At 69.3% G+C, this 25,294-nt stretch carries 21 protein-coding genes and 2 pseudogenes; 13 read left to right on the top strand and 10 right to left on the bottom strand.

What is annotated here, in order from left to right:
- Window positions 1-49: 49 nt before the first annotated feature.
- Window positions 50-1,245: pseudogene (locus STRIP9103_RS40920) on the top strand (IS110 family RNA-guided transposase).
- On the opposite strand, the gene STRIP9103_RS40915 reads toward STRIP9103_RS40920, so the two are convergent.
- Window positions 1,232-2,245, bottom strand: a complete 1,014-nt coding sequence (locus tag STRIP9103_RS40915) for a TolB-like translocation protein (protein WP_009338565.1) — start codon at window positions 2,243-2,245, stop codon at window positions 1,232-1,234. The pseudogene STRIP9103_RS40920 and the gene STRIP9103_RS40915 sit on opposite strands and share 14 nt — an antisense overlap.
- A gap of 136 nt (window positions 2,246-2,381) precedes the next feature.
- Here STRIP9103_RS40915 and STRIP9103_RS47860 point away from each other — a divergent pair.
- The 12 genes and pseudogenes from STRIP9103_RS47860 to STRIP9103_RS40845 all read left to right on the top strand — a co-directional run bounded on the left by STRIP9103_RS47860 (window position 2,382) and on the right by STRIP9103_RS40845 (window position 13,998).
- Window positions 2,382-3,172 (top strand): IS5 family transposase gene (locus STRIP9103_RS47860; protein WP_408995604.1). Its coding sequence is split into 2 segments (ribosomal slippage): window positions 2,382-2,712 and window positions 2,712-3,172, totalling 792 coding nucleotides; the frame shifts between segments, so codons are not numbered across the junction.
- Between the two features lie 529 nt (window positions 3,173-3,701).
- Window positions 3,702-4,262: a peptidoglycan-binding domain-containing protein gene (locus STRIP9103_RS40900; protein ID WP_009338596.1), complete on the top strand. Its 561-nt coding sequence runs from the start codon at window positions 3,702-3,704 to the stop codon at window positions 4,260-4,262.
- Window positions 4,263-4,355: 93 nt separating this feature from the next.
- Window positions 4,356-4,748 carry a recombinase family protein gene (locus tag STRIP9103_RS40895; RefSeq protein ID WP_234022422.1) on the top strand — a complete coding sequence of 131 codons (393 nt, stop codon included), beginning with the start codon at window positions 4,356-4,358 and terminating at the stop codon, window positions 4,746-4,748.
- A pseudogene (locus STRIP9103_RS52525) lies at window positions 4,745-4,994 on the top strand (helix-turn-helix domain-containing protein); the annotation flags it as partial. The gene STRIP9103_RS40895 and the pseudogene STRIP9103_RS52525, both read left to right, overlap by 4 nt.
- Before the next feature lie 67 nt (window positions 4,995-5,061).
- Window positions 5,062-6,242, top strand: a protein-coding gene (locus tag STRIP9103_RS40880) for an IS3 family transposase (RefSeq protein WP_086019210.1) whose coding sequence is annotated in 2 segments (ribosomal slippage) — window positions 5,062-5,326 and window positions 5,326-6,242 — 1,182 coding nt in all. Because the reading frame shifts where the segments join, the coding sequence is not laid out codon by codon here.
- Between the two features lie 434 nt (window positions 6,243-6,676).
- Complete coding sequence (locus tag STRIP9103_RS40875; protein ID WP_234022421.1) at window positions 6,677-8,269, top strand: Mu transposase C-terminal domain-containing protein; 1,593 nt, start codon at window positions 6,677-6,679, stop codon at window positions 8,267-8,269.
- Window positions 8,266-9,066: an AAA family ATPase gene (locus STRIP9103_RS40870; protein ID WP_009338614.1), complete on the top strand. Its 801-nt coding sequence runs from the start codon at window positions 8,266-8,268 to the stop codon at window positions 9,064-9,066. The genes STRIP9103_RS40875 and STRIP9103_RS40870 overlap by 4 nt, the downstream gene beginning before the upstream one ends.
- Window positions 9,060-9,887: an AAA family ATPase gene (locus STRIP9103_RS40865; RefSeq protein ID WP_009338621.1), complete on the top strand. Its 828-nt coding sequence runs from the start codon at window positions 9,060-9,062 to the stop codon at window positions 9,885-9,887. Before STRIP9103_RS40870 ends, STRIP9103_RS40865 begins: the two co-directional genes overlap by 7 nt.
- Window positions 9,884-11,341, top strand: coding sequence for a carboxymuconolactone decarboxylase family protein (locus tag STRIP9103_RS40860; RefSeq protein ID WP_009338605.1), 1,458 nt, complete (start codon window positions 9,884-9,886; stop codon window positions 11,339-11,341). Before STRIP9103_RS40865 ends, STRIP9103_RS40860 begins: the two co-directional genes overlap by 4 nt.
- Window positions 11,338-12,123 (top strand): hypothetical protein, encoded by a 786-nt coding sequence (locus STRIP9103_RS40855; RefSeq protein ID WP_009338525.1) that lies wholly within the window; start codon window positions 11,338-11,340, stop codon window positions 12,121-12,123. The genes STRIP9103_RS40860 and STRIP9103_RS40855 overlap by 4 nt, the downstream gene beginning before the upstream one ends.
- A gap of 5 nt (window positions 12,124-12,128) precedes the next feature.
- Window positions 12,129-13,274: a hypothetical protein gene (locus STRIP9103_RS40850; protein WP_009338532.1), complete on the top strand. Its 1,146-nt coding sequence runs from the start codon at window positions 12,129-12,131 to the stop codon at window positions 13,272-13,274.
- A gap of 46 nt (window positions 13,275-13,320) precedes the next feature.
- Window positions 13,321-13,998, top strand: coding sequence for a helix-turn-helix domain-containing protein (locus STRIP9103_RS40845; RefSeq protein ID WP_009338547.1), 678 nt, complete (start codon window positions 13,321-13,323; stop codon window positions 13,996-13,998).
- Between the two features lie 38 nt (window positions 13,999-14,036).
- On the opposite strand, the gene STRIP9103_RS50390 is transcribed toward STRIP9103_RS40845, so the two are convergent.
- The 9 genes from STRIP9103_RS50390 to STRIP9103_RS40805 all read right to left on the bottom strand — a co-directional run bounded on the left by STRIP9103_RS50390 (window position 14,037) and on the right by STRIP9103_RS40805 (window position 25,261).
- Window positions 14,037-14,195: a hypothetical protein gene (locus tag STRIP9103_RS50390; RefSeq protein ID WP_158696954.1), complete on the bottom strand. Its 159-nt coding sequence runs from the start codon at window positions 14,193-14,195 to the stop codon at window positions 14,037-14,039.
- A gap of 67 nt (window positions 14,196-14,262) precedes the next feature.
- Complete coding sequence (locus STRIP9103_RS40840; RefSeq protein WP_048821925.1) at window positions 14,263-14,460, bottom strand: hypothetical protein; 198 nt, start codon at window positions 14,458-14,460, stop codon at window positions 14,263-14,265.
- On the bottom strand, window positions 14,457-15,635 hold the full coding sequence (locus STRIP9103_RS40835) for a Wadjet anti-phage system protein JetD domain-containing protein (protein WP_009338584.1): 1,179 nt from the start codon (window positions 15,633-15,635) through the stop codon (window positions 14,457-14,459). Before STRIP9103_RS40835 ends, STRIP9103_RS40840 begins: the two co-directional genes overlap by 4 nt.
- Window positions 15,632-19,069: an ATP-binding protein gene (locus STRIP9103_RS40830; RefSeq protein ID WP_009338553.1), complete on the bottom strand. Its 3,438-nt coding sequence runs from the start codon at window positions 19,067-19,069 to the stop codon at window positions 15,632-15,634. Before STRIP9103_RS40830 ends, STRIP9103_RS40835 begins: the two co-directional genes overlap by 4 nt.
- Window positions 19,066-19,656, bottom strand: coding sequence for a DUF4194 domain-containing protein (locus STRIP9103_RS40825; protein WP_009338588.1), 591 nt, complete (start codon window positions 19,654-19,656; stop codon window positions 19,066-19,068). The genes STRIP9103_RS40830 and STRIP9103_RS40825 overlap by 4 nt, the downstream gene beginning before the upstream one ends.
- Window positions 19,653-21,122 (bottom strand): DUF3375 domain-containing protein, encoded by a 1,470-nt coding sequence (locus tag STRIP9103_RS40820; protein ID WP_009338592.1) that lies wholly within the window; start codon window positions 21,120-21,122, stop codon window positions 19,653-19,655. Before STRIP9103_RS40820 ends, STRIP9103_RS40825 begins: the two co-directional genes overlap by 4 nt.
- Before the next feature lie 149 nt (window positions 21,123-21,271).
- Entirely contained in the window at window positions 21,272-22,633 is a 1,362-nt protein-coding gene (locus tag STRIP9103_RS40815; protein WP_009338609.1) for an AAA domain-containing protein, read from the bottom strand.
- Window positions 22,623-24,134 carry a hypothetical protein gene (locus STRIP9103_RS40810; protein WP_009338578.1) on the bottom strand — a complete coding sequence of 504 codons (1,512 nt, stop codon included), beginning with the start codon at window positions 24,132-24,134 and terminating at the stop codon, window positions 22,623-22,625. Before STRIP9103_RS40810 ends, STRIP9103_RS40815 begins: the two co-directional genes overlap by 11 nt.
- A complete protein-coding gene (locus STRIP9103_RS40805; protein ID WP_009338577.1) occupies window positions 24,131-25,261 on the bottom strand; it encodes a hypothetical protein in 1,131 nt (376 codons plus the stop codon). Before STRIP9103_RS40805 ends, STRIP9103_RS40810 begins: the two co-directional genes overlap by 4 nt.
- Window positions 25,262-25,294 lie beyond the last annotated feature (33 nt).

Genomic DNA, 25,294 nt, shown 5'->3' with positions numbered 1-25,294 from the left:
CGAGGTCGTCCGTGGCGCGAAGAGTACGGACGAGGACCTCGGGAGCATGATGAGCCGGATATGGGCGGGGATCGACAGCGGCAAGGGCCATCACCACGGCCTCGCGGTGGATACCGAGGGCAAGACGCTGCTGTTGCGGCGGGTGGCCAATGACGAGCCCGAGCTGCTGAAGCTGATCGGTGACGTTCTGGACCTGGCCGACGGCCGTTAGGTCACCTGGGCCGTCGACATGACAGGCGGGGAACCCGCGCTGCTGCTGGCCCTGCTGGTCAACCACGGCCAGGAGGTCCTCTACATGCCCGGCCGTCTGGTGAACCGGGCAGCCGACGGCTACCGCGGCGAGGGCAAGACCGACGCCCGCGACGCCTATGTCATCGCCGACCAGGCCAGAATGCGCCGCGACCTGCGGCCCATTCGCCCCGGCGACGAAGCCGCCATCGAACTCAAGCTGCTGACCGGACGCCGGGCCGACCTGGTCGAGGACCGCACCCGCGTGGTCAACCGCCTGCGCGGCACTCTGCTGAGCATGTTCCCGGCCCTGGAACGGGCCCTGGACGTCACCAGCACCGGACCGCTCAAGCTGCTGACGGGTTACCAGACCCCGGCTGCGATCCGCCGGGCTGGAACCACCAGGCTGACGAAGTGGCTGGCCAACCGCAAGATCCGCAATGCCAGAGCCCTGGCCGAGGCGGCTGTCGAAGCCGCCGAACGCCAGCACACCGCCGTCCCCGGGGAGAAGACCATCGCGAAGCTGGTCCACACCCTGGCCGGGGAGGTGATGGCCCTCAACGAGCAGATTGCCGAGCTGGACAAGCTCATCGAGGGCCGGTTTCGCGAGCACGAGCTCGCCGAAATCGTCCTGAGCGTCCCGGGCATCGGCACCGTCCTCGGTGCCGAGTTCCTCGCCGCCGTCGGCGGCAGCCTCGACGAGTTCGACTCCCCGGACGCCTTGGCGGCCTTCGCCGGCGTCGCTCCCCGGCCACGCGACTCGGGCAAGGTCAGCGGCAACCTCCACCGGCCACTCGTTTATCACCGACGGCTCCAGCGCGTCTTCTACACCTCCGCGTTGGTCAGCGTCCGCTACGACCCGAACTCGCGGAAGTTCTACGACCGCAAACGCGCCGAGGGAAAGAAACACGTCAGGCTGTGCTCGCCCTCGCCCGCCGACGGGTCAACGTCCTGTGGGCCCTGATCCGTGACAGACGGTGCTACGAAGTGACGCCCCCAGCGGCTACGACCGCTTGACAACAGCATTAGGAAGCCAGGCCGGGTCGGTGTTGCGGTACCCGTCGGAGACGATCGCCTTCGGGGCCTTGCCGCGCCGTACGACCCACAGATCGCCGAGCGCGCCGAAGGCCACGCTGCCGCCGTCCGGCGAGAGGGCGGGGCCGAGGACGCCCTTGACGGGCCGGCTGCCGGTAGCGTCGAAGTCCCGGGTGGCGGCGGGCCGTTCGTGGACCTCGGGCACGGTGACGCGGACGCGGAACGGCACGTTCCTGGCGGTGCCCTCGCGCAGGGTACGGCGGCGGAGCCCGCCGTCGGCGGTGTACAGGAGCTCGTCCGGCCCGATCCAGCGGGCGGCGAAGGGGAACACGTCCTTCTCGTCGGAGACGGTCCTGCCATCGACCACGAGCGCGGTGCCGGTGTTGGTGAGGTGGACGTACGCGAGACGGGCGCCGTCGGGCGAGCAGGAGGGTCCGGCGACCCGGCCCGTGGTCACCTCGGCCAGAGTCGTGCGTGCGCCTTCCGAGGTGACCTGCTCGATGACCCGGGGCGCGTCGTTCGTCCCGCTTGTGAAGACGATCGCGGTGCCGTCGGGCCGCCAGAAGGGCTGGGCCTCCTGGGCGGTGCCGGTGGTCCAGACGGTCTTCTCGCCGCTCTCGACGTCGATCACATGGATCGCGTACCGACCGTCCGTCTCGGCCGCGCAGGCGATACGGGTCCCGTCCGGCGAGAAACGCGGCTCGCGGTGATCGACGAGACCGGAGGTGAGCTGCCTGCGCCCGGTCCCGTCGGCGTTCATCAGCCAGAGGTGGAAGTTGCCGTCGGTGTAGGCCTGGCAGACGATCCGGCGCCCGTCCGGCGAGAAGTCCGGCAGGGACGCGTCGTCTTCCGGACCGGTGAGCGCCACGGCGTCGCCGCCTGCGGCGGGTATCTCCCACAGCACGTTCAGCAGGTCCAGCACGACCGTCCCGCTTTCCGGGGCGAGCGCGGCGGACGCGTTGGTCGCCTCGGTGACGATCACCGTGATCCCCTTGGACGCGGCCTGCGTGGGGACCGCCTGACCTCCTAAGGGGTCCTAACAGAAGTTGTTGATCATGTGACTTTCGGCGTGGACGGTCGTTGGTCTGGTCGTGGGGAAACGTCAGTCGCGGCCTTGGATCGTGTCGGATGAACTGTGGTCGCTCATCGAGCCGTTGCTGCCCGAGCCGGGGCCGAAGCTGGTGGAGGGTCGGCCTCGGGTGCCGGACCGGCAGGCGTTGTGCGGGATCCTGTTCGTGCTGCACACCGGTATCCAGTGGGAGTATCTGCCCCAAGGGCTGGGCTTCGGCTCCGGCATGACCTGCTGGCGGCGCCTGGCGGCCTGGAACGAGGCCGGTGTGTGGGACGAACTGCACCTGGTGCTGCTGAAGAAGCTGCGGGCCGCGAAGAAGCTGGACTGGTCGCGGGCGGTGATCGACTCCTCCCGCGTCCGGGCGGCCCGGCGCGGCCCAAAAGCGGGCCCAGCCCGGTCGACCGAGCACGGCCGGGCAGCAAGCACCACGTCCTCACCGACGGACAGGGCATCCCGCTCGCGGTGTCGCTGACCGGCGGAAACCGCAACGACGTCACCCAGCTCGTGCCGCTTCTCGACAAGGTCCCCGCCGTGGCCGGCGTGGTCGGCCGGCCCAGGCGCCGACCCGACGCGCTCCTCGCGGACCGTGGTTACGACCACGACAAGTACCGGCGCCTGGTGCGGGCTCGCGGTATCACGCCGGTGATCGCCGAACGAGGCCAGCCACACGGCTCCGGCCTGGGTGTCTTCCGCTGGGTGGTCGAGCGCACCATCGCGTGGCTGCACGGCTTTCGTCGCCTGCGCATCCGATGGGAGCGGCGCGACGACATCCACGAAGCCTTTCTCGGCCTCGCCACCTGCCTGATCACCCACCGCCACGTCCAACGCCTTTGTTAGGACCTCTAAGCCGCGCGGTAGCCCCTGATCTGGAGTGATCTCGGGGAATCGGTGTGGTGGCCGTGGGCGGCTCAGTAGCAACGAGCCAACGGCCGCCTCGTCTGGAGCTCACCGATCTGCTCGCAGCCGACGACTTTGAGCAGCTGCACCACGACGAGAAACCGAGCGTCGTGGCCCTGGCCCATCGATTCGACGTCTCCGAGGGCAAGGCAACATCACGAGACTCTTCGAGATCTGCCGCAGCGGCTCATCACCCTGAAAGGTTATAGGTATGCCGGGCGGCGGACGTCCGAGAAACTGGGGCTGCGCTTGCAGGGGCGAGCGCAGGCCGCATTGCCGCTCTGACGGGCAGTTCCGCGGTGGTTACGGCGGGGCTCGCCAGCCGCTCTGGCTGGTGGCGCGGTGGAGAATGCGCCGACTGCGTCAGCGCTGGAACCGTGAAGTCGATCGAAACCATCTGTGCGGAAGGTGTCACAGCGTCGAGTCCGTGAACCTTCACGCATTAACCCGACACAAGGGAGACCACTGGATGTCACGTAGAAAGCGCTTGCGGGGAGCGGCTGCGGTCATCAGCGCCGCCGTCCTGGCCATGATGGGTTTGTCGGCGTCGCCTGCTTCGGCCAAGATATCGGACGGATGGGTGCGCGGGTACGACACGTTCAAGGGGGACTGGGGTGACGAGGGCGACCTCTCCCGAACGTCTCCCTTTGCGAACTCCAATGCGACTTGCCTGTGGCAGCGCATCCTCTGGGCAGAGGGTGCCTCCGCCGTAGGGTACGACAACAAGCTCTTCGAGAAGGGGCACATCGACGGGGCCTACGGGTACCGAACCCACTACACGACCAGGAGCTTGCAGTCCAGGTGGGGCCTTGGCAATGACGGAATTGCCGGTAACGACACCTGGGGTCGAGCCGATGACAACCTGGTCAAGATCAGCGGCAGTACGGCGGATGGTGAGATGCTGTACCTCAGGTACGACGGGAAGGAACACAGCTTCAGTGTGCAGCGCAACACTGAAGGGAAGTATCTCTTCCCCGACGGCGCGGGCAACTGGCGCCAGGCAGGGTACGAGTACCTCACCTGCAGCTGACGGACTGCCTCGCAGTTCAACCAAGGATCTAGGCGTAGTGATCACGAGCGTCATTGACGCTGCCTGGTCTTGATCATGGCGCGGACCTTCGGTGTGGTTGAGGTGTCTAAGCTGCACCGCACCGGAGGTCTTCGCGACCGACCCCTTGCAGGCAAGCACGACCCGGCCGGGCACGGCGCCGCCCTGTTCGCCTTCTTCGCCGCCATGGCCGAATCTGAGCGTGACTACATCCGCGACAAAACCCTGGAGGGCCAGGAGACAGCCCGCGCCAAGGGCAAGGTCATCGGCGGGGTGCCGGTCTCCGACGGCGACATGCTCGCCACCACCGCACGCCTGCGAGACGAAGAGCACCTGTCCCTGCGGGAGATCGCCTCCCGGCTGGTGATCCGCACCGGCAAGAAACGCGGCCAGCACCCCTCACCCGCCACCGTCATGCGGATGCTGCGCGAGCACGACGAGCAGATGGCCGCCATGGAACCGCCCTGACCCGCGGGTCATTCCTAGCGTTGTTATTTCGGCGAGAACTACTGGGCCCCCAGCTGGTCCAGGCCGACGAGGACACTGTGCGGGATGTGATCCACCGTTTCAACGAGATCGGCCTGGCCTGCCTGGACCCTCAGTGGCCGGGAGGCCGACCCCCGCCAACTCGGCACTGACGACGAGGACTTCGTCATCCAGACGGCCACCACCCGCCCCACCAGGCTCGGCCAGCCCTTCACCCGCTGGTCGATCTGAGGGGCCACGAAGTTTCCGGACAGGCACCCAATAGGGTTGTCCTGAACAAGGAAACGAGGAAGAAGTGGCGCCACCCAGTAAGTACTCGCCGGAGTTCCGCGAGGAAGCCGTCCAGATCGCGTTGAGGTCAAGCAAGACGATCTCCGAAGTCGCCCGGGAGCTTGAGCTGAACTCGGAGACGCTACGCGGCTGGGTGAAGAAGTACCAGAAGCAGCAGGAACCGGCCCCCGAGGCGGAACTGACGGTGAACGAGCGAGCGCGCCTGAAGGAACTCGAACGACGCAACCGCGAGCTGGAGATGGAAGTTACCTTCCTGAAAAAAGCCGCAGCGTACTTCGCGAAGGATCCCCGGTAGCAAGCAAGTACGAGTTCATCGACGAGATGCGGCTCGACACCGAGAAGTACGCATACAGCGTCGAGTTCATGTGCGGCCGACTCGGCGTCTCCAGATCCGGCTACTACGACTGGCGATCCCGCCCAAAATCCGCGACCGCCCAGCGGCGCGAAGAACTGAAATTGCTCATCGAGAAAGCCTTCGACATGTCCGACAGCACCTACGGGCACAGGCGCATCCAGGCCCAGCTGCACCGCTGGGACGTCGCCGCGGGCGTGGAGCTGGTCCGCCGCCTCATGCGCGAACTGGGCCTGATGCCCTGCCTGCCACGACCGAAGAGGTTCAACCTCACTCAGGCTGCGGCCGGCCAGGTGCTGGACCTCGTCGGCCGCGACTTCACCGCGGATGCGCCCGGCGAGAAGCTCGTCGGTGACATTACCTATATCGCGACCGGGGAAGGCTGGCTGTACCTCGCAACGGTCATCGACTGCTGCACGAAGGAAGTCATCGGTTACGCCATGGACGACCACTACCAAACCTCACTGATATCCAGGGCGATCCGTAACGCGGCACGGAACAGGAACCTCTCGGCCGACGCGATATTTCACTCGGATCGCGGAAGTAACTACATGTCAGCCGAGTTCGGGAGGACGCTGGACCGGTTCGGGCTCCGCAGATCTGCCGGCCGCACCGGGATCTGTTTCGACAACGCCATGGCCGAATCATTCTTCGGTGCCCTGAAGAACGAGCGCGTATCAAGGGTGACTTACCTGACCCGCGAGGCCGCCCGGCAGGACATCACTCGCTACATCGAATTCTGGTACAATCGCAAACGCCTCCACTCGGCGGTGGGTTACCGCCCTCCGCGCGAAGTCCACGCCGAGTATGAGAAGTTGCGAATCGCCGCGTGAAATAAACGGTCAGAAGACTGTCCGGAAAACGCGAGGCCCCTCAGTGTCGTGTTCGCTGTTTCTCCTTTGTCTTCCTGGTCTTCACGGAGCCGTCTGGGTGCGTGGAGTGTGTCCGGCGGTTCTTGGCAGGTGCCGTGGGGGAGTGCGACGCCGGTGCCGGTGCCGCAGAGCCTGGCTGGTCCAGATTTCCGCAGCGGTCCCGAGGGTCATTAGCGCGTGCGTCCATCGAACTGGCGGGAACGTTCTGCTGTCACCCGCCCGAGTGAGCGGCTGGGCGGGAAGCCCATGCGTGGCTCATAGCCTCGCATCAGACGCATCCGTCACACACGTGCGTCTGACTGAACTGCCCCGTACGCAAGCGGTGTTCGTTGTTGGAGGCTGTCCGTGATCACCGTGCCGTTATCGGCCCGCCTACCTCATGGGTGCCGTCACCGGTGACGGCACTGGATGACGCCTCGGAGGCTCCGGAGGTGGGCTTGGGCCGGCATCGGGATGAGTTGCGGCCTGCCGCGGTGCGGCAGTTGCTCGGGCTGCGTGGGGCGGGGGAGTTGACGACCGCGCATGTGCGGCTGGTCGCCGAGTCGGTGGGTGTGAGCGTGCGGCAGGTGTGGCGCTGGCTGGCGCAGGCGGAGGAGACCGGTTCCACGGAGAAGCCCGAGCGCAGACGGTTTCGGATCACCGACGAGATCATCGATGTCCTCGCCGACTATCAGGGCAACGTCAAGCGCGCCCACGAGCACTTGGTGCGCATGGCCGAGGAGGCGGGGGAGAAGCCGGTGGGGCTGACGACGCTGCACGATGCCATCGCCCGTGATCTCGATCCCGGTTTCATGGCGGGTCTGCGGGAGGGGATTCCGGCCGCTCGCGGCTTCGATCCCGCCTTCCAGCGGCCTGCGGTGGCCCGTAATCAGGTGTGGGAGGGCGATCACAAGCAGGTCCCGCTCGTCGTGATGATGCCCGACGAGAAGCTGTCGAAGGTGTGGGTGACGTGGTTCGAGGACCGCGGTACCGGCTATGTGATGGGCTGGGCGGTCACGGTCGGCTCCGCGCACCGGGGATCGGTTCTGGCGGCCGTGCGGGCGTCGGTGCTGCGGGAGGATCCTTATGGGCCGGCCGGGGGGCTGCCGGAGCTCGTACGGGTCGATGGCGGTGCCGACTTTTTGTCCAGGACCGTCCGGCGGGCTTTCGGGCTGCTGGGGGTGCCGGTCCACCGGGTGCGCAGTGCCCGCCACAAGGGTGGTATCGAGCGGCTGAACCGCACCAGCATGACCCGCTTCTTCGCCGACCTGCCCCGCTACACCAAGGCGCCCCGGCTCGATCACCGCCGTCGGGTAGGCGACGGGGACCCGCCGCTGACCTTCGAGGCGTTCGTCGGCCTGCTGCGCGAGTGGGTCACCGAGCACAACACCAAACACGTGGTGAAGCGCACCGGGGTGACGCCGCTTGAGGCGTGGCTGGCCGACCCCACCGAGATCCGTCCCGAGCCCGGCCCCGAGGAGCTGCGTGCGTTCATGCTGGAGAGCGACCACAGGCCCCGGAAGATCACCAGTCACGGGGTGGAGTTCGCGGGCCGCTGTTACATGCCGGAGAACGGTGTCGGCCGGATCGGGGTCGAGGTGCGGGTGCGGTGGATGCCGCACCACAGCCACGAGATCGACCTGTACACCTTCCGCGGCGACCGCTACCTGGGCCGGGCGTTCCTCAGCGACGAGGCCACCGAGGAACTGCGCACCAAGGTCCTTGACGACCGCCAGGAGCACAGTGCTGCCCTGCGCCGGGCACTGCAGCGCTCCGGTGAGCGCAGACGCGACCGTTATCTGCCGGCTACCGAACCCCAACTGCCCGTCCAGGCAACCCGCATGACCAGGGAAGAGGCGCTCGCTGAACTCGCGGGCACCAGCGGTAGAGCGCCTGCTGCTCCCCGCCGGCGCGAAGAGCCGTACCAGCCCCTGACCCCCATCCCGGCCGGCTGGGCACGCCCCGGCCAGGCCCCTGCCCCCTCGAATGCGTCTTCGGAGGACACATGACATCCACCGCCACCGTGCCGCAGCCTCAGCCGCCCGAGTCGGCGGCGCCGCGCCGTCCGGACCTGCGCCCGCAGTTCTTCCTCGGCCTTGAGGACTCGTCGCTGGTCGCCACTGACACGCTGCTGCAGATCAAGGACACCGTCGTCGACACCGTCGAGTCGCGGGCCATGTCGGTGGTCTACGGCGATGCGGGGCTCGGCAAGAGTTTCGGCACCCGGGCCACGATCCAGGAGATGAATCCGGATCTGATCTTGCCCCTGGATTTCGCCCGCTCCCGCCCGGGGCCGAAGGACCTGCGCGAGGAGCTGTTCCACCAGATGAACCTGTCCTGCAAGATGCCGGGTACGCCGACCGCGTTCGACAAGCTGCTGCGTGAGACCCTGCCCCGGCGTCCGTACGTGATCGTGTGCGACGAGGCCCAGCAGTACCGGCGGGAGAACTTCGAGTTCCTGCGCAAGCTGTGGGACACCTGCGACCCCAAGCCCGCCATTCTCTTCGTTGGCGGCCGGGAGGCGTACGAGACGCTGCAGAGCGACCCGGCGCTGGCCTCGCGGATCTACATTCGCCTGGAGATCCTGGCGATGACCGAGGACGAGGTCCTCCGGACCGTGCCCGACTCGCACCCGGTGTGGAGGGGCGCGGAGGAGGCGCTGCTGAAGCGGGTCGACACCCAGTACGCGCTCGGCTCCTTCCGTGAGTGGGTGAAGGTCACCAAGCATGTGATCAAGGGCATGGAGCACTTGGGGGCCGCCAAGGTCGACGACCGGGTCGTGGACTGGGCCCTGAAGCGGTGCTGACCACCTCGCCTTTGCCGTCGGCCGTCTGGGGCGCGGCCGCCGCAGCCGAGCCCTTCGCCGTCATGGAAGACGCCGCCCCACCCGGCCTGCACTTCCTCGACGCCCCAGGTGTACGCACCTTGCTCACCCCGGGCATGCTCGCCGTGGGCGATGCGCTCGCCGACTCATACGCCCAGGGCCGGTTTGTGTGCGTGCTGGGCGATGCCGGGGTAGGCAAGACCTTCGCCGTCCACACCGCCGCCCGCCGCCTCGGTGAGCTGTTGCCGCTGGACTTCCGGGCTCAGCCGGCGCCGGCGGACCTGCGCGCCGCCCTCCACCGTGCACTTGGGCTCCGTGGCGAGGCGCCTGCCGACCCCGGGGCCGCCGATGCCTTAATCCGCCGCGCCTTGGCTCTCAAGCCGCGGATCGTCGTGGTCGAGGACGCCCACCGGCTGTCGGCGTCGTGCTTTGAGTACTTGCGTTTCCTGCACGACGATCTCCCCCAGGGGCTGTGTGTGGTGCTGATCGCCCAGGCGCGCGGCGAACGCTCCTTGCGCGCCCAGCGGATGCTCGCCACCCGCACCGCAGGCTGGCCCTACATCTGGCCGCTCACCCGCGACCAGGTCCCGAAGGCGGTTCCCGCGTTGCATCCGCTGTGGCAGAGCGTCGCGCCCGGCGACCTGAAGGCGCTGGACGCCCGCCTCGCCGACGGCTGTCTGCGCCGCTGGGTCGTGCTGACCCTTCACACTCAGCGGGCTCTGGCCGCCACCGGAGCGAGCACGCCCGATGGGGGCATGCTGCAGGCCGTGGCCGACCGGATCGACGGCGGGCGGCGCCCATGACCACCCCCACGCTTCCTCCCGCCCCCGCCCCCGGCCCGCAGGCCGCTCCGCCGCCGACGGCCCCGGCGGCGCGGCCGGTGAGGCTGCTGCTGGACGGCGACGACGACCACGCGGTGCACCGGGCCGCCTACCAGTGGGCCGATCCCGCCCGCGGCCGGATCACCGTCGATCCCACCCCGCACACCACCAGTCCGGCCTACCTCGCGCTGGATGTGCTGCGCGCCATGGGCCGCGACGGGTTCTCCCGCCCGGAAGCCGAGCGGATGTCCACCGACCCGGCCTGGCGTGCGGTGACCTGCTGGACCCTGGCCACCGACATGCACGAGGCGATCGTGCTGCGCGCCCACCGCCTGACCGTCGAGCGGCTGCGCCGCCTGGCCGCGTGGCGCGCGGACACCGGCATCCGCCTCACGCTCCTCGCCCACATCCCGGAGCCGACTGACGAGCAGCGACTGCGCGAACACCTCACAGCCGCCCATCTGGTGGACGTGGTGACCGTACGCGACATGGCCGCCGTCCTCGGCGCGATCGGCCCGGCCGCCGTCGGCCGCCGCATCGGCCCGCCCCCGCGCGATCACGCCTACCCGCTGCCGACGGTGCCCCGTAGCGGGGTGGCCGCGTTCCGCGCGGACTGCTGGCGCCGCCAGAACGCCACGGACTTCGCCCACACCGACGGCCAGTACCGCGCCGGTTACGCCGCTGCCCGCACCTGGCTGGCCCGCACCCAGCCGCCCCAACCCGAGGTCACCGCTCCCGCCGACGGCCCGGCCGCACCCACCCCCTGGAATCTGCAAGAGATAGAGGCGTTGCGGCTGTTCCTGGCACGGTTGACCGTCTCAAGTCCCAGCCCGCAGCACACCGTGGCGCGCGTGCGCGGCGCCCAGGCCGGCTTCCTGGCCCGCTCGGTGCTGCTCAATGTGCCGGACGACCTCACCAGTTGCGCGGGGCCGGGCATCACCACCGTGCCCCTCACGGCGCGCGTCGTGCACACGATCACCGTGCGCCTGCCCAACCCGCTGCGCGCCGCCGCGGTGGCGGCCCTGATGTTCACCGGCACCGACAAGTCGCTGCTGTCGATGACCCAGATAGCGAGCGTCGACGAGGGCGGCACCACCATGGCCATCGACCGTGACTCGCGGATCAACATCGGTGAACCTGCTGGGCCCCGGCACATGTACGCGATCCCGCCCCGCGCCCGCCCCCTGCTGCGCGCGGCCGTGGAATTCCGCCGCCGCACCCCGCGCACCGCCGATAATCACGGCCTGTTCGCGAACTGCTTCGGCACCACGCCACGCCTCGAGGCCCTCATCGCCGACGCCGGGCTTGCGATCCCCGCCCTTGCCCACCCCCACGTGGGAGACAACTGGCACACCGCCGCCCGCTGCTGGCACCTGCACACCCCCGCGCCACCCGTCCCTGATGCCCTGCCGCGCCTTGGGGAGTTACGCCCGTGACCGACCAACTCGCGCCGTCCGGCGGCACGTCCGCGGTCGTGTTCGACCTGATGTTCCTGCGGACACGCGCCATGGAGTGCCGGCTCACCGACGAGGACCTGACCGCGCTGACCGGCATCCCCACCGCCGACTGGGACACCCACCTCACCCCGCACACCCTCCCCGCCGCGACCCTGTTCACCCTCGCCCGCGCCCTGAACACCTCCGCGGAATCCCTCCTGCGCCAGTCCGAACCGACCCGCCGTCCCGCCCCGGAGGCGGCCGACCACGCCACCGTGCTGCACGCCGCCCTGCTCGAGGCCGACCGCATCCACCCCGACGACCTGGCCTCCGCTCTGGAATGGACCCCGCACCGCCTGAAGCGCGCCGCCACCACCCTGGCCGCCCACCTCGAGCAGCCCAGCAGCCCCCACCGGCTCCTCCACACCGACACCGTCATCCACCTGACCACCGTCCCCGGCCTGCTGGGCCCCAAGCAGCGGCAGAACCTGCACAACTCAGGCCACACCGCCGCCTGTCTCGCCCCCGGCGAGGCTGCCGCCGTCACCCGCCTGCTGCACTACACCGTCACCGGCCTTCCTGCCGACGTGTCACCCGAGCAGATCCCCCGCCTGGCCAACCGGCGCCTGCTTGCCCCCTCCGGCGAGCAGCCGGCTCCCCATCCGGACGTGTTGTTCGCCCTCGGCCTGGCCGTCCATCCCCACACCCAGACAGAGGCCACCGCAGACGGCCCCGCGTCGGTGCCTGCCGCTGACCGGACACCACCACCCAGGCCGCGGTGATGCCGATGCCGCGCACGGCCGCCGTGACCGAGACCACCACCGGCGCGTGGAGGCCCACATGGTCACCCGGCCACGCCCGCCCCGGTCTGCCCCCGCTCACCGTGGTGCACGACCCCCACGACGACCATGCCTTCATGGCCGCCGCGCTGGCCGCCCACACCCCCGCGCTGGGCCGCATCACCGTCCACCCCACTCCCGTGGCGAGCGCTCCCGCCGCCCTGGCCCACGACCTGCTGCGCAGCATGGGCAAACACTTACCCCTGGCCGGGAGCGAGAACAGCACCTTCTGGACCGGCAACACCGAGACCACCTGGCGCGCGGTCGCCGCCTGGATCTTGGCGTTGCGTATCGGTCATGTCGTCGTCACCCGGACCCACCGCATCAGCTCCCGGCACTTCGAGCACCTCCTCGCCCTGCGGGAGCTGACCGGAATCCGGCTGACCCTGCTGTGCCACGGCCCGCTCCCGTCCGTCCTGGCCGCCGCCCTGAGCGGGCTCCCGCACGAAGAGGCACACACCCTGGCCGCGGCCCGCCGCGCCGTGGGCACTCCCGCTTCACTACCATCCGCCGACCGGTTCGCCTGGTGGGAGGCGGACGGGCAGTTCCCGCCCCACCCGGACGAGCCGTGTTTCCTGCTGCCCACCCGGCGTGCGCCCGGCCGCGGCACAATCGAGGCAGCGGCCCGCCGCCTGGGCCGTGGGGTGCTCTCGCTGCCCGCCGCCGGCCGCTTCCCACCCGAGCCCGATGAGCCCACCACGCTCCTCGCGCACCGGCTCCACGCGCGCATCGCCCATCCCGTTCACGCCGCGGCACTGGCGGTGCGCATCGTCACCGGCTGCCCGGCCCCACAGCTGCAGCAGATACCCGCCGCGAGCGCGGCCACGATCCGGACAGACCGTGGCCGGGAGGTACAGATACCGTCCTGGGCGCTGGACTTGACCGACGCAGCCCGCCGCTTCGGGCAACTGGAACGGCCGGCGCACAGCGACCGCCTGCTGCGGCTGAGCCCCTGGGACCAGGCGGCCGTGACCGAAGCAGCCCACGCCTGCGGTGTGATCGAGCGCCAGGCCGCGACCACCCCGAGTTCCAGACGGCCCGCGGCCGCACATCGGAGCACGGGCGGCACGCCGGCACCGAGCCGGGCAGCATGAAGCATGCAAGCGCCCGACCAGCCTGCATATACAAGGGGAGCAGACGATGGCCGACCCGGGGACGGAACTGTTCGAAGCGATCCGCCGCGACCACCGCGCGGGCGACAGGCTGCCGAGGTCCCTGGCCGCCCGCCACGGCGTGGCCAGACAGACGGTCAAGGAGGCGATCTCGACTGTGCTGCCCCTGCCGCATTCCCTCCCGGCTGACGAAGAGGGCCTGGACCAGGCCCGTCAGTTCCTGGATGCGCTGCTGGAAGACGACCAGGCCAAGGCGTCCGAGGAGCGCCGCTCGGCCTTCGAGCTGTATGAGGAACTGAACCGTCGCACCGACGGGCTCCCGGTGTCCTACCGGTGGGTGTGGGAGTACATCACCGATCGCCGCTCCCAGCACGCCGACGCCGGCTCACCGGAACCATATGAGCGGACCTGGGCAGGCAACGTCCCCTCCGATATGCCGGAGTTTGTCACCGACCTGATCACCTGCGCGGTCCGTCACATGGCCGAGCTGAAGATCGAGGGCACTATGTCGGCCGTGACCGGTGTCGAGCTCGGTATGGTCTCCCTCGGCACCGCCAGGGCCCGGATCAACCAAGCCCTGTGGGAGCTCGCGCTGGTCGGACGCCGAAGCGGCCTGACCTACGCCCAGATGAGCGCCTTCACCGGCATCCCCGAAGACGACCTCGCCCAGCAGGCCGAGGACTACAACCGCCTCATGACCACCTGAACAGCAGCCCCGCCCCGTCGCTGGCCGCGAGGGGGCGGCTACGCCAGGCAGTGGGTCACCCCTGCTCCCAGCGCACCACCACGGCCCGTGCCGAACCCCAACAGCGCTCCGCTGTCGGCGTCGTGGATCCGGTAGTGGATGTCCTCGTTCACGTTCTTGGCGTCTGCCAGCGGTTCGCCATTCCAGGTATCGGTCACTGCCGGGTCCGTTCGTCGAGGCAGGTTGTTGTCGTCAGGCTGCAGAGGTTGCCCGACGGGCTGCCGGTCAGCGCTGGCGGGTGACGAAGTTCCGGGCGCGTTTGTCGTGCTCGGCCGCGCCCCGTACGCTGCGGGCCTGGTAGGGGCGAAGGCCGGAGCGCAGGGAGCTGCGGACCGCCCGCTGGACGGACGCGGGAGTGGCCTCGTCCTCGACGACCACGGTCCTGGTCGGCGGCCGTCCGGTGTTCGCAGCCTCGGGTGTCATCCCTGGTGCCGCGTCAGAGCCTCTCGCACGGCGGTGATGGCGATGCGCTCCTGCTCCAGGCGCAGGTGCGGCCGGTAGACGCCGGTCCGCAGGTCCCGGTCGAGGTGGGCCTCCTCGGGGGTGAGGTGTGTCAGGCCGCCGCGTGCCTGTGTCTTCTCCTGGCCCCAGTGGGACTCGTGGGCGAGGAGGGTGGCGCGGTCCATGAGCAGTGACGTGGTGTGCGGGAAGCGTCCTCGGACCTGGTCGAGGATGGCGAAGCCATGGGTGTCGATGTCGCCCCAGTAACAGAGGTCGACATCGTCGAGCCAGGGCAGATGACGCAGCAGGGCGGCGGCGTATCCGGAGCCGAGGATGGCGATGGCGTCGGGGACCGGCGGCAGGGAGAGGTAGGTGATCTCGTTCTCGAGGACGAAGACGGTGCGCACCCCCAGGGACCAGTCGGCCAGTTCCTCGGCGCGGACGGTGAGTTCGCTGAAGGGCAGGGGAGAGGTGCCGAGGTAGCGCAGGCGGATGTAGATGGGCTTGGTGCGGAAGCCGTAGCGGGCGACGAGATCGCTCTTCGGTGCGCTGGTGTTGACGCGGCTTTCAGGGAGCACACAGTCGAGGAGTTCGGCGAGGATTCCTTTGTTGGTCTCGATGAACTTGGTGTCCACGCCCGGGGTGTCGATCTCGCGCAGGTAGACCGCCTCGGTGTCGTGGTCGCGGATCCAGCACGTGGTGCGCACGAGCCGGTGCCAGTCTGCAGCGTGGGCGAGGACCTTCATGGGATGGTCGGCCATCCACCGTGCGATGCCGGGGTCCTGGCGTGCGGTCTGCTCGTGCAGCGTGTGGAAGCGGTCGACCTGGGTAGTGACGCGGAGCAGCGTCCAGAGGCGGTCGCGGGTGTCGACCCAGGCTCGGGCCGGAACGGTATTCGACGGGGTGCCGTTGCGGCCTCCGATGGATTTGGTCTGGATGCGCAGATGGGGGTTCCGGTCGGGGGCCCAGCACTGGGCCCAGGCGAGTGCCTGCTCGTAGTGCTGCAGGGCATCGGCCGCGGTCGGGCCCTTCAGCGGCACTCCGATGGGTTCGAAGGGGTGACCGCCCGCGGCGGCGGTGAGGTAGCGGCCGCTGGTCCACTTGCGGCGCAGGGTTTCCACCACATGCTCGGGGCGGGTCCATTCTGCCGGGGTCACGACTGCTCCTTCGGGGGCTGGTTCGCCTGCTGGGCTGCTGCCTGCTTGTGGGCGCGGAACTCCTCGATGGTGAGGTTGTTCAGGCGGGAGCGGGTCTTGTCGGGGCGGTCGACGTAGCCGACGCGGGTGACGTGGGGCTCGATGACATGGAGTTTCTGGAGCGGGGTGACGACGAGGAGTTGCAGGCCCAGGCGCTGGAACAGGTCGAGGGCGAAGTGGGCGGAGGGGTCGTCACCGCGTCCGAAGGCTTCGTCGATGGTGACGAAGTGGAAGGTCTTGGGTTTGGCGGCGGTGGGGTCGATGCGGAACTGGTAGGCGAGGGAAGCCGCGAGGATGGTGTAGGCGAGTTTCTCCTTCTGGCCGCCGGACTTGCCGCCGGAGTCGGAGTGGACCTCGTACTCGGCGTCGTCCTCGCGGTTGAGCTCGCTGGCGGAGAAGACGAACCAGCGCCGCACGTCGGTGACCCGGGCGGTCCACTCCTTGTCGAGACGGGTGTGCTCCGGACGGCCCTTGAAGCGGTCGAGGAGCGCCTTGACCTGGAGGAACTTCTCTTCGGTGTACGCGTCATCGGCGTCGTTCGAGAGCGCTTCGCTGGTGCAGGCCCGCAGGTCGTGCTGGAACTCGCGGACCTCCTTGTTCGGCGTGGGGGCGGCGTTGAGCCGGATGTAGCGGCCCGGGTTGTAGTCGATGCCGGCCAGCGAGGTGTTGATCACATCGATGCGCTCGCGGATCTGCTGCTCCTGAGCGCCGAGATGGGCCTGGAAGGAAGCGATGTCGCGGATGACGTTGGTGCGCAGGTACAGGAGGAACTGCTCCTCGAACCGGGGCAGGTCCTCGTCGGTGAGCCGGCTGTGCAACGCGCGGTAGCTGCTGGCGGATTCGATGGTGTTGTCCAGCTCGGCGGTGTGGACCGGGTACCTGCCGCGGAAGGCGGTCATCAGCCCCGCTGCCTGGCTGCCAGCGTGGCGCAGGGCGTCGTGGCGACTGCCGCTGCTGCGCAGCAGACGTGCTTCGGCATGGCGCTCGGCGTCGTCCAGCATCTCCAGGAGGCCGTCGCCGTCGGCTGCGGGCAGGAACTTCCGCAGGGCTTCCTCGTGCTCCGCCATGCCGTCGAGGTCGCACTTCGCGAGGAACGTGGTGGTCCTGCCCAGCAGGTCGGCGATGTGCTGGACGTCGCGGCGCAGGCCGCCCAGCTCCTCCTGCCCCGTGGTGAACGTCTTGCTGCTCTGTACGATCTCGTCCTCGGTCCGCCGGAGCTGCGCGGTGAGCTTGTCCAGACCGGCTTCTGCTTCCAGGGCGCTCTTCTGCTGCTCGAACTGCTCGATGTGCGCGACGGTGCTCCGCCAGTCGAGTTCCGCGTAGGTGCCGACGCTGCCCAGCAGGGTGAGGGCGGCACTGGTTCCGGCGCGGGCCCGCTGCTGCTTCTCGAGTTCCCGGGCGGCCGTAGTGATGTCGGCGCTTTCGCGGGTGAGGCGGGTGGCCTCGGCGAGGAGAGCGTCGAGCTTGGCCTGGTTGCTCCAACCCAGCACCCAGTTGCGCCGGTCGTCGATGCGGTGGGTGTCGTTCTTCTCGTGGCGGCCTCCGCCGCCCTTGACAAGGCCCTGCCGGGTGACGGCGGGCCGGGTGGCGCGGGCGAACGCGTCCAGGTCTTCGGCGCACAGGTAGTCGGCACGCGAGCGCAGCCGCGCGGCGAGCCAGTCGCGGGCCCAGCTGTCGGACTTGAGCCGGAGTTTGCCGGTCAGCAGGATGGGGTCGTCCGGCAGCGTGGTGATGGGTGTGTGGGCGGGGACCTGGTAGTAGACCAGCCTGAGGCCCAGGTGACGGTCGTTGACCCAGGCCGAGACGGTGTCGTAGTGGGCATGTGGGACCAGCAGGGACAAGGCGAACCCGTGCAGTACGCGCTCGGCGGCACCGGCCCACTCGGCTTCGTCGTCGCGGACCTGGATCAGCTCGCCGGCGAACGGCAGGACCTCGTCGGAGACGCCCGTGGCGGTGGCGAGTTCGCGACGCAGGGTCAGCAACTGGGCGGGGATGCTGGAGCGCTGCTGCTGCAGGCTGGTGATCTCGCGCCGCAGCGCGTCGGTCGAGATGGTGTTGTTGTGGCGCGCGATGGCGAGATCGTCGAGTTTCCCGCGGGCCTGCTGCTCTTGTTCCTCGGCCCGGGAGCGGGCGGTGGAGATCTGGTCGGTGCGCTCGCGGAAGGAGGCGGCGTCGGTGACGGGATCCATGCCGGCCTGCGCGAGCCAGGTGCCGTACTCGGTGGCGCGCTTGCGGCGCCGTTCGCGTTCGCGGCCGAGCTCTTCGATCCGGCCGGTCAGGGAGATGAGCTTCTCCCCGCCGACGCCGTCGATACGGCGCCGCAGGCCGTCGGCCGTCCCACGCAGCTGCTCTAGCTGCCGCTCGCGAGTGGACTGCAGTTCCTCCAGTTCCGCCGCACCGGACATAAGCGCGGTGTGACGTGTCGTGAGGAGCCGGTGGCGGTGCTGGGCGAAGAACGCGGGGACGGCACTGCGGCGCTTGTCCAGGGCGGTGATCTCCCCCTGGACGGTGTCGTACCGGTTGCATGCCACCACGATCGGCGTCAGGTCCTCGATCATCCGACGGGCCCGGACGACTTCGTTGTGGCTGGCGGTGAGCGCGTCGAAGTGGGCGACGATCTTGTCGACGGCCGTCTTCGCATCGAACGGCTCCAGCATCCGCTCGCGGACGAACTCGTCCAGGCTGCCCACGGCCTTCATCGACACCGTCTGGTGGAACAGGTCCAGGGCCTGCAGGCTGGGGATGCCCAGGCCTCTCAGCAGTGCCTTGCCGTACTGGGTGTATGTGCTGCCGTGGATGGTGGCCCCGCGCTGCTTCAGCTGTCGGCGCAGGTCGGTGATGTCGGTGCCGAAGCCGGTGAAGTCGGTGTCGATGGACAGCGGTGCCTCGGCGGTGAGGTAGAACCGCTCGGGCTGTCCGGTGCTGGTCGGGGATGTCCAGTAGAAGACCTGGGCGAGCGTGAGGTGGGTGCCGAGGGCGTAGTTGGTGAAGACGCCCAGGATCACGCTGTAGGACGTGTGGTCGCGCAGTCCCACGGGGCGTGTGGTGTCGGAGGCCTCGACGCGCTCGTTCTTGTGATGGCCGAGGACGTAGGACCGCAGGTCGCGCTCCTTGGCGTCGGCGCCCGCCGCTTTGTTGTAGGCGATCTTGTGGGCGGGCAGAAGCAGCGTGGTGAGCGCGTCCACGAGGGTGGACTTGCCCGATCCCACGCCTCCGGTGAGCAGGGCGCAGTGCCCGTCGATGGTGAAGGTGCAGGTGGTGCGGTGGAAGGTGCCCCAGTTGAGCACCTCCAGGCGGGCGAGCCGGTAACCGGGGCCGACGTCGAACGTGCCGGCAGGCTCTGCGGTCGTTGCCTGCCGTGGGATGAGCGCTGCCGGGTCGGTGGTGAGGGTCATGTGTCGTCCTTGGCCGTGGTGGAGGCAGCGTCGCGGTAGGTGGCGAGGAGGTCGTTGAAGTCGTTGAGGGCCTGGGCGTCGACCAGGGCCTTGATGTGGCGGCGGACCTCGTAGGCGCCGGTCTGTTTCGTCTGGCGCAGTGCCTTGAGGTCGACGAGCTTCTTGATGTGGGCGTCGATCTGGTCGACGAGCTGGGCTTCATTGCTGCGTGGTGGGAGGAAGCCGCGGATCATCTCGACCAGGTTGTCGCGGGTGAGTACCAGGCGCGGGTCGGCGGAGTCGGCGTCGCTGTCCGCGAGTCGTCCGCGCAGCAGGACGAGCATCAGGCTGACGGGGAACGAGAGCCGGTGGCGGGTGACCAGCCGGGGCACCGGGACGCCGTCGTCACGGGAATCGAGATCCTGCTGTCGGACGTAGGCGTAGCCCTCGGCGCGGTCGATGACGACGTCGAGGCCGATCACGCTGAGGTAGTCGCCGATCGCCGCCTGCTGGCTGACGATCTGCTCCCAGACGGCAGGGGCATCGCTCTGATAGAGCACGCCCGCTTTCAGCAGGTGGACCACGGGGACGGTCAGGGCGTCGCTCACTCCTGCTCCGCCTTTCCGGCGGCGGTGCCGCCTTCGTCGCGTACGAACGTCACGTGCGGCACTCTCGCCTGCGTGTGCCCGGGCACGTGGACGCGCGGGTAGACCAGGAGGTCGGTGCGGTCCGGGTCCACGATCATGTCCAGGCCGGGGTGCTCCACCTGGAAGTAGGCGAGCAGTTCCGCGAGCCCCAGGGTCAGCGGGTGGTCGTCGACGATGGCGGCCAGGTTCGCCTGGCCGCTCGGGCTTGCGGCGACCGCCTCCAGGACATGACCGGTCAGCGCCTCGGTGTCGACGTGGACGCCGGAGAAAAGCTCGGAGATGTCCACCTCCGCGTCGTCGGATTCCTCCACCGCGGCGGTGTCCAGCTCGATGCGTTCGGCCGGCATGTACAGCCGTCGCTCCATCGGCAGCGTCAGATGTGCCTGAGGGATGTCCAGCGCCATGCCGGGCAGGTCGGCCCGGCCTTCCAGGGCGGTGACGTGACGCTGGATGGAGCGCACCAGTGCCAGGACGCGGCGGTCCTCTGCTCGGCTGCGGTCGACCAGGAAGCGGCGCAGCTGCTCGGTCAGCTGCCGGACCGTGTCCTGGGTGTTCTCGGCTGCCTCCAGCCAGGCGAAGGGGATCTTGAGCAGGCTCTGGTTGGCCCTGCCTTCCAACTGTGGCAGCTGGTTGACCTGTTGCAGCAGCTCCCGTAGTTCCTGCTGGCGGCGGGGGGAGAGGAGGTAGTCGAAGAACGCCTGGAAGCTCTGTCCCTGATCGGACCGGGCGATCTCGTCGCGGTCCAGCAGGAACGCGGCCAGTTGCTCTCCCTTGCCGCCCTCGGCGGTGGCGACCTGGTGGCGCAGACGTACGTCCAGTTCCCGAAGATTGGCCTCCACTTCGCGGAAGTCCCGCAGGAGTTCGACCGCGGTGCTCTCCACCTGCTGGTAGCGGTCCAGCAGTGCGAGCGGGGACAGCATGTCGACCTCACCGGCGCGCAGCCGGGCGATCTGGGCGTCGATCGCGTCACGCTCCCGGCGCAGTTCGTCGATGCGTGTCTGCGGATCGGTTTCCGTTCCGAACGCCATCTGCCGCAGGAGCGCGACGATGGTGTTCAGGCGGGACTCGGTTCCGATGAACGAACGTGCGGGCAGGTCCCGCACCCAGGCCACGGCCTTCTCGAGGGCCGCAGTCGCGTCGAAATGCGCCTCGTCCTCTCCAGGCGGGTAGTACTTGCGCAGCCAGCCGTTCTTCGTCCATTCCGCCAGATAGGCGTCGGCGGACCGGGGAAACGAGCCGGGCTTTTCCTCGTTGAGGAGGTAGAGCCGGTCGTCAAGCCGGGACTCCAGCACGGTCTCCGGCACACCGCGCGCGTTCTCGTCGACGAACACCGTGCCGCAGAAGGACAACACCAAGGCGGCGTTGTCCGCGCGCAGCAGCACCCATGCCGGATGGCGGACAAGCGCCGTGACCTCGTCGAAATCCACGCAACCCCCCGATCGCATGCAACATCTGTCCCGCTCTGGGCCCAGCAGATGAATTCACTGTAGAAACCGGCACTGACAAAACCCGAAAAACGAATAAAATTGCGAATCCTGCTGGAATTTCACCCCGGGCACAGGCACCCGCGCAGGCGTCATGCGGCGATGCGGTGCTTGGCGAGCTTGTCCAGCATGATCTGGTTGGCTTCCCAGCCGTCCGGGAACTTGGCGCGCACGGACAGATGGACCGGGTCGGTCGAGGGGTGGCTGTCCAGGAGGTCGGCGATGCCCTCGCGGGCGACGACGATGCACGCCTGCCGGTGGCGGGAGGCGAGCACGCACAGCCGCCCGGCCTCGAGGTGGAAGGCCGTGGCGTCCCGGCGGCCGGACAACGGGTGCACGACGATGACGACTTCGAACTCGCGGCCCTGCAGCCGGTTCGCGGTGTCCACCGCCACGCCCCGCGCGCCGGGGCTGCCGGTCCGGGCGAGCGCGGCCCGGACCAGGTCGGCCTGGTCGCGGTGGGCGACGCCGATGGCGATGTCGCCGGCGCCCAGGAGGCGGCCCCCCGGGTGGCGCTCGCAAGTGGCGACCGCTCCGCGGACAAGGAGCCGGCCGGCGAGGTCGGCGGCGGTCTGGAGGGTCTGGGTGTCGGTGCGCGGGACGTGGCGGCGGGGCAGCTCGTGCAGGGCCCAGCCGGTGGTGAAGGCCTGCGCGAGCGTCTCGTCCAGGTCGGCACGGGCGAGCGCGGCGGTGCGGAACTCCAGGCCACGCGTGCCATCACCGGTCCCGGCGGTGAAGTGGGAGAACGGGTAGAACGCCCGGGCGATGGTGGGTGCGGCCGAGGACGGCAGGCGCCAGGACACCGGCAGCCGGTGCACCGGGATGTTCTGGTTGTGCGCCAGCATCACACTGACGCCGTTCTGGGTGGGGTCGTGCGGCAGCCCGATCCAGCGCTCGGTGCCGACGATCGTGAACGGGTCCAGCTGGCCGGGGTCGCCGACGAACAGTCCCCGCTCGAAGCGCTCGACGATCTGCAGCAGCATGTCCGAACGCATCTGATAGGCCTCGTCCAGGATCGCCCAGCCGAACGTGGCATCGCCGATCGTGGCCCACTTCGCGGCGGTGGCGACGATGATCCGGCAGCCGGCCAGGTCGGCCAGTGTGCGGCCGATGGTGATGTTCGCGAGAGCGCCCACGGCCGGCGGCGGGTTGTAGTCGCTGGCGCTCAGCCGTCCGACGGCGATGCCGGGATGCTCCTGGGCCAGGCGCACGACCAGGTCGTCGACCTGGTTGTTGGTCTGGGCGACGATGATCGGGCGTTCGCCGCCCTCGGTGAGCTCCTGGGCGGCGCGGACCACCAGGGTGCTCTTGCCGGCGCCCGGCGGGGAGTCGACGACGACGGCCCGGTGACGCCCGTCGGCCATGTCCGCGAGGATCGCCCGGGTCGCGGCGGCCGCGGCCATTGCCGGGTCGGGCGCGGCCGGTTCGGGCGTCGTGCTGGTGTCAGTCCTCATTGCCCCACTCCTCTGCGGCGGCGTCCTCGGGTACGGCGGAGCCGGTGTCGTTCTCGTCGTCGGCACTGTGCGTCCACGGGGTGGCATCGGAGGCCGGGAACTGCGGTGCCGGGCGCCACCCGGGGTCGGGCAGGTAAGCGATGTACTGGCCCGGTTCGGGGACGGTGCCCTGCTTCGGGACGCGGCCGCGTCCCATGCCGCCGTTGACTTCCACCGTGATGCATGTGGCGTCGCCGTCGGACAGGACGGAGACGATCACGGCTTTGTGGCCGGCCGGCATGGACGGGCTGATCAGCTTGGTGTCGGCGGCCAGCCGTACGGGATCCTCGGTACGGACGGTGACACGCGGCCGCGGCACCCGCCTGTTCTTGTCCGTGGTCACCACCCGGCCGGGTTCGGCCTGCACAACCGTCCCGGCGAACGCTTCTCCGGCACTGCGCCGGTCGGCCAGCACGAAACGGTCATCGAACGCCATGTCGGACTCGAACTCGGCCAGTGCACGCTCCAGCCGTTCCAGCCGCCTGGCCGCACCGATGGCGGTGTCCCGTGTGCGCTGCGGAAGGCCGCCGGAGTCCCGGTAGTCGGAGTAGTCGGTGAAGGCCGTACAGTCACGCTCGAGGCGCTTGGCGGTCCGCGGTGCCTCGGGCACGGAGCGCAGCCGCGATATGGCGTCCCACACCATGCGCCAGGTGGGCTGGATCTGTCCAGCGATCAGTTCCCGCAGTTCGGTCTCGGCGGTGGCCAGGGCCTGGGAGTCGCCGAGTGTGCTGGCCGTATCGAAACGTCTGATCGCCGGGGCCAGGTCGCGGTTGTCGAACTCGGGGGAGGTCGACGGGCCTGCCGGCGGGCACACGTCCGGGTTCTCCGCATCGGCCATGGCCTGCTCGACGGTCAAGCCCGGCGGAGGAGCGATCCAGGCCATCAGGGAGGCGAGGTTCTGGTCCTCGAGCGTGCTCTGGCCGGTCGCCCAGTGCTCGGTGAGCATTGCGGTGACGGGCAGCAGCATGGAGGTGCCGGCCTGTTCGGCTCTCTCGACCAGGAACGTCAGCCACATGCCGAACTCCGGTACGACGTCCGGCACCGCGTAGGGGCCGGACGTCGCGCGGAAGCGGCACATGCGGCCCAGGTCGGCCAGGGCTTTGACGCCGCCGGGGTTCGGCACCAGGATCTGTGGCGCGTCGGTGTACCGGGAACGCTCGCCGTCCCCGCGGCGGTCCTGGCGGAAGGAGTCGATGTAGTCCATCACGATCCGGCCGAGGTCGGCGGCGAACGCGAACCGCTGGTCGCGGTTGCGGGGCTGGGCCACGATCAGCAGGGTCCCGTTCCTTTTAGCGGAGCCGACCATCGCGGCCAGGGGAGCCCCGGCCTCGCCGGCCATGGCCAGCGGGATGATCACCAGCGGCCGGGCGGACAGGTGCCGGTGCCGGAACTCGGTCAGGGGCACCGCCTGCATCGACTCCATCGCCTGTACGTGCGCCAGCGCCGACAACGTGCTGTTCATGCCGCACCCTCCAGCTCTGCGCGCAGTCGTGCGGCGTGCCGCAGCGCCGCGGCCATCTCCACCTGGTCCTCGCTCGGCGTCAGCTCTCCGCGAGCCAGTCCCATGACCATGGTCGTGGTGTCGATGCCGCCGAACTGCTCGCGCACCACCGGCCCGAGGACGTCCAGTGAGGCTTCCGCCCGGGCGCGGGAGCGGCAGTAGAACGCCATCTCGCAGTGGTTCAGGCAGTCCGGGCGGTACGTCACAAGGACCTGGTCCAGCGCTTCGGTCAGTTCCTCGGCCGGGCGCTGGGGCCGCTTCTTCTTGTCCGGGGCGAGGTCGAAGGTAAGGTCTTCGGGCAGCAGGTCCACCAGGTCCCCGATGCGTTCAATGCGGGACAGCTGACGGGTCAGGGCGGCCACTTGCTTTCGGGCGTCGACGAACGCCCCGGTCGGCCGGTTGGTGAAGTTCTTCGGCGCGACCAGCACGATCGTGTCGGAGACTGCCTCCTCACTGATGCCGGCCCGCCCGAGCAGGTCGCGCAGCGCGATGATGTACGCGCACGCCTGCGTGGTCGCCGCCCGCACCTGAGCGGAGTCCGCCTGCCCGTCGATGATCGGAAAGCTCTTGATCTCCACGACGTGGAAGCGTCCGTCGATGCGGAAGGCCACCAGGTCCGGCTCCAGGTACGCGTCGTGCCCGCCGATCTGCAGGTGCAGCATCGGGTGGTCGAACAAGGTGCCCTCGCTCTCGCCCCGGGCGGCCCGCAGCAGGACCTCCTCGGTGCGCTCGTGGCGCTTATCCGAACGGCCGTCGCCGCCGACGTCGTTCAGGTCCTCGTATGCCACCTCCGGCAGCGTCAGCTTCAGGGTCTCGCGCAGAACGCGCAGAAGCTCCGCGCAGCCGTTGTCCTTCACCATCGCCTCGAAGGTGTTGCCGCGGGTGATGGCGAAGGAGGACTGGCCGAACGACGGGGGGTGGCCGACGTGCGTGGCGATCGCGGCCTTGTCGGAGCCGGAGGCGTCCAGCAGGGCCCGCAGTGTGCAGCGCGGGTTGTTCTCCAGAGCCGCCAGTGACCGGGCGTTGTAGTCCAGGCGTTTCGCGGATCCGCGCAGTGCGTCAAGGCGGTCGTCGACTGGTTCTTTCACGGTCTCGTAGATCCTTGCGGGGGAGAAAAGGAT

The sequence above is a fragment of the Streptomyces ipomoeae 91-03 genome, assembly GCF_000317595.1.
Lineage (GTDB): Bacteria > Actinomycetota > Actinomycetes > Streptomycetales > Streptomycetaceae > Streptomyces > Streptomyces ipomoeae.
This window is presented reverse-complemented; position numbering and strand designations above follow the sequence as displayed.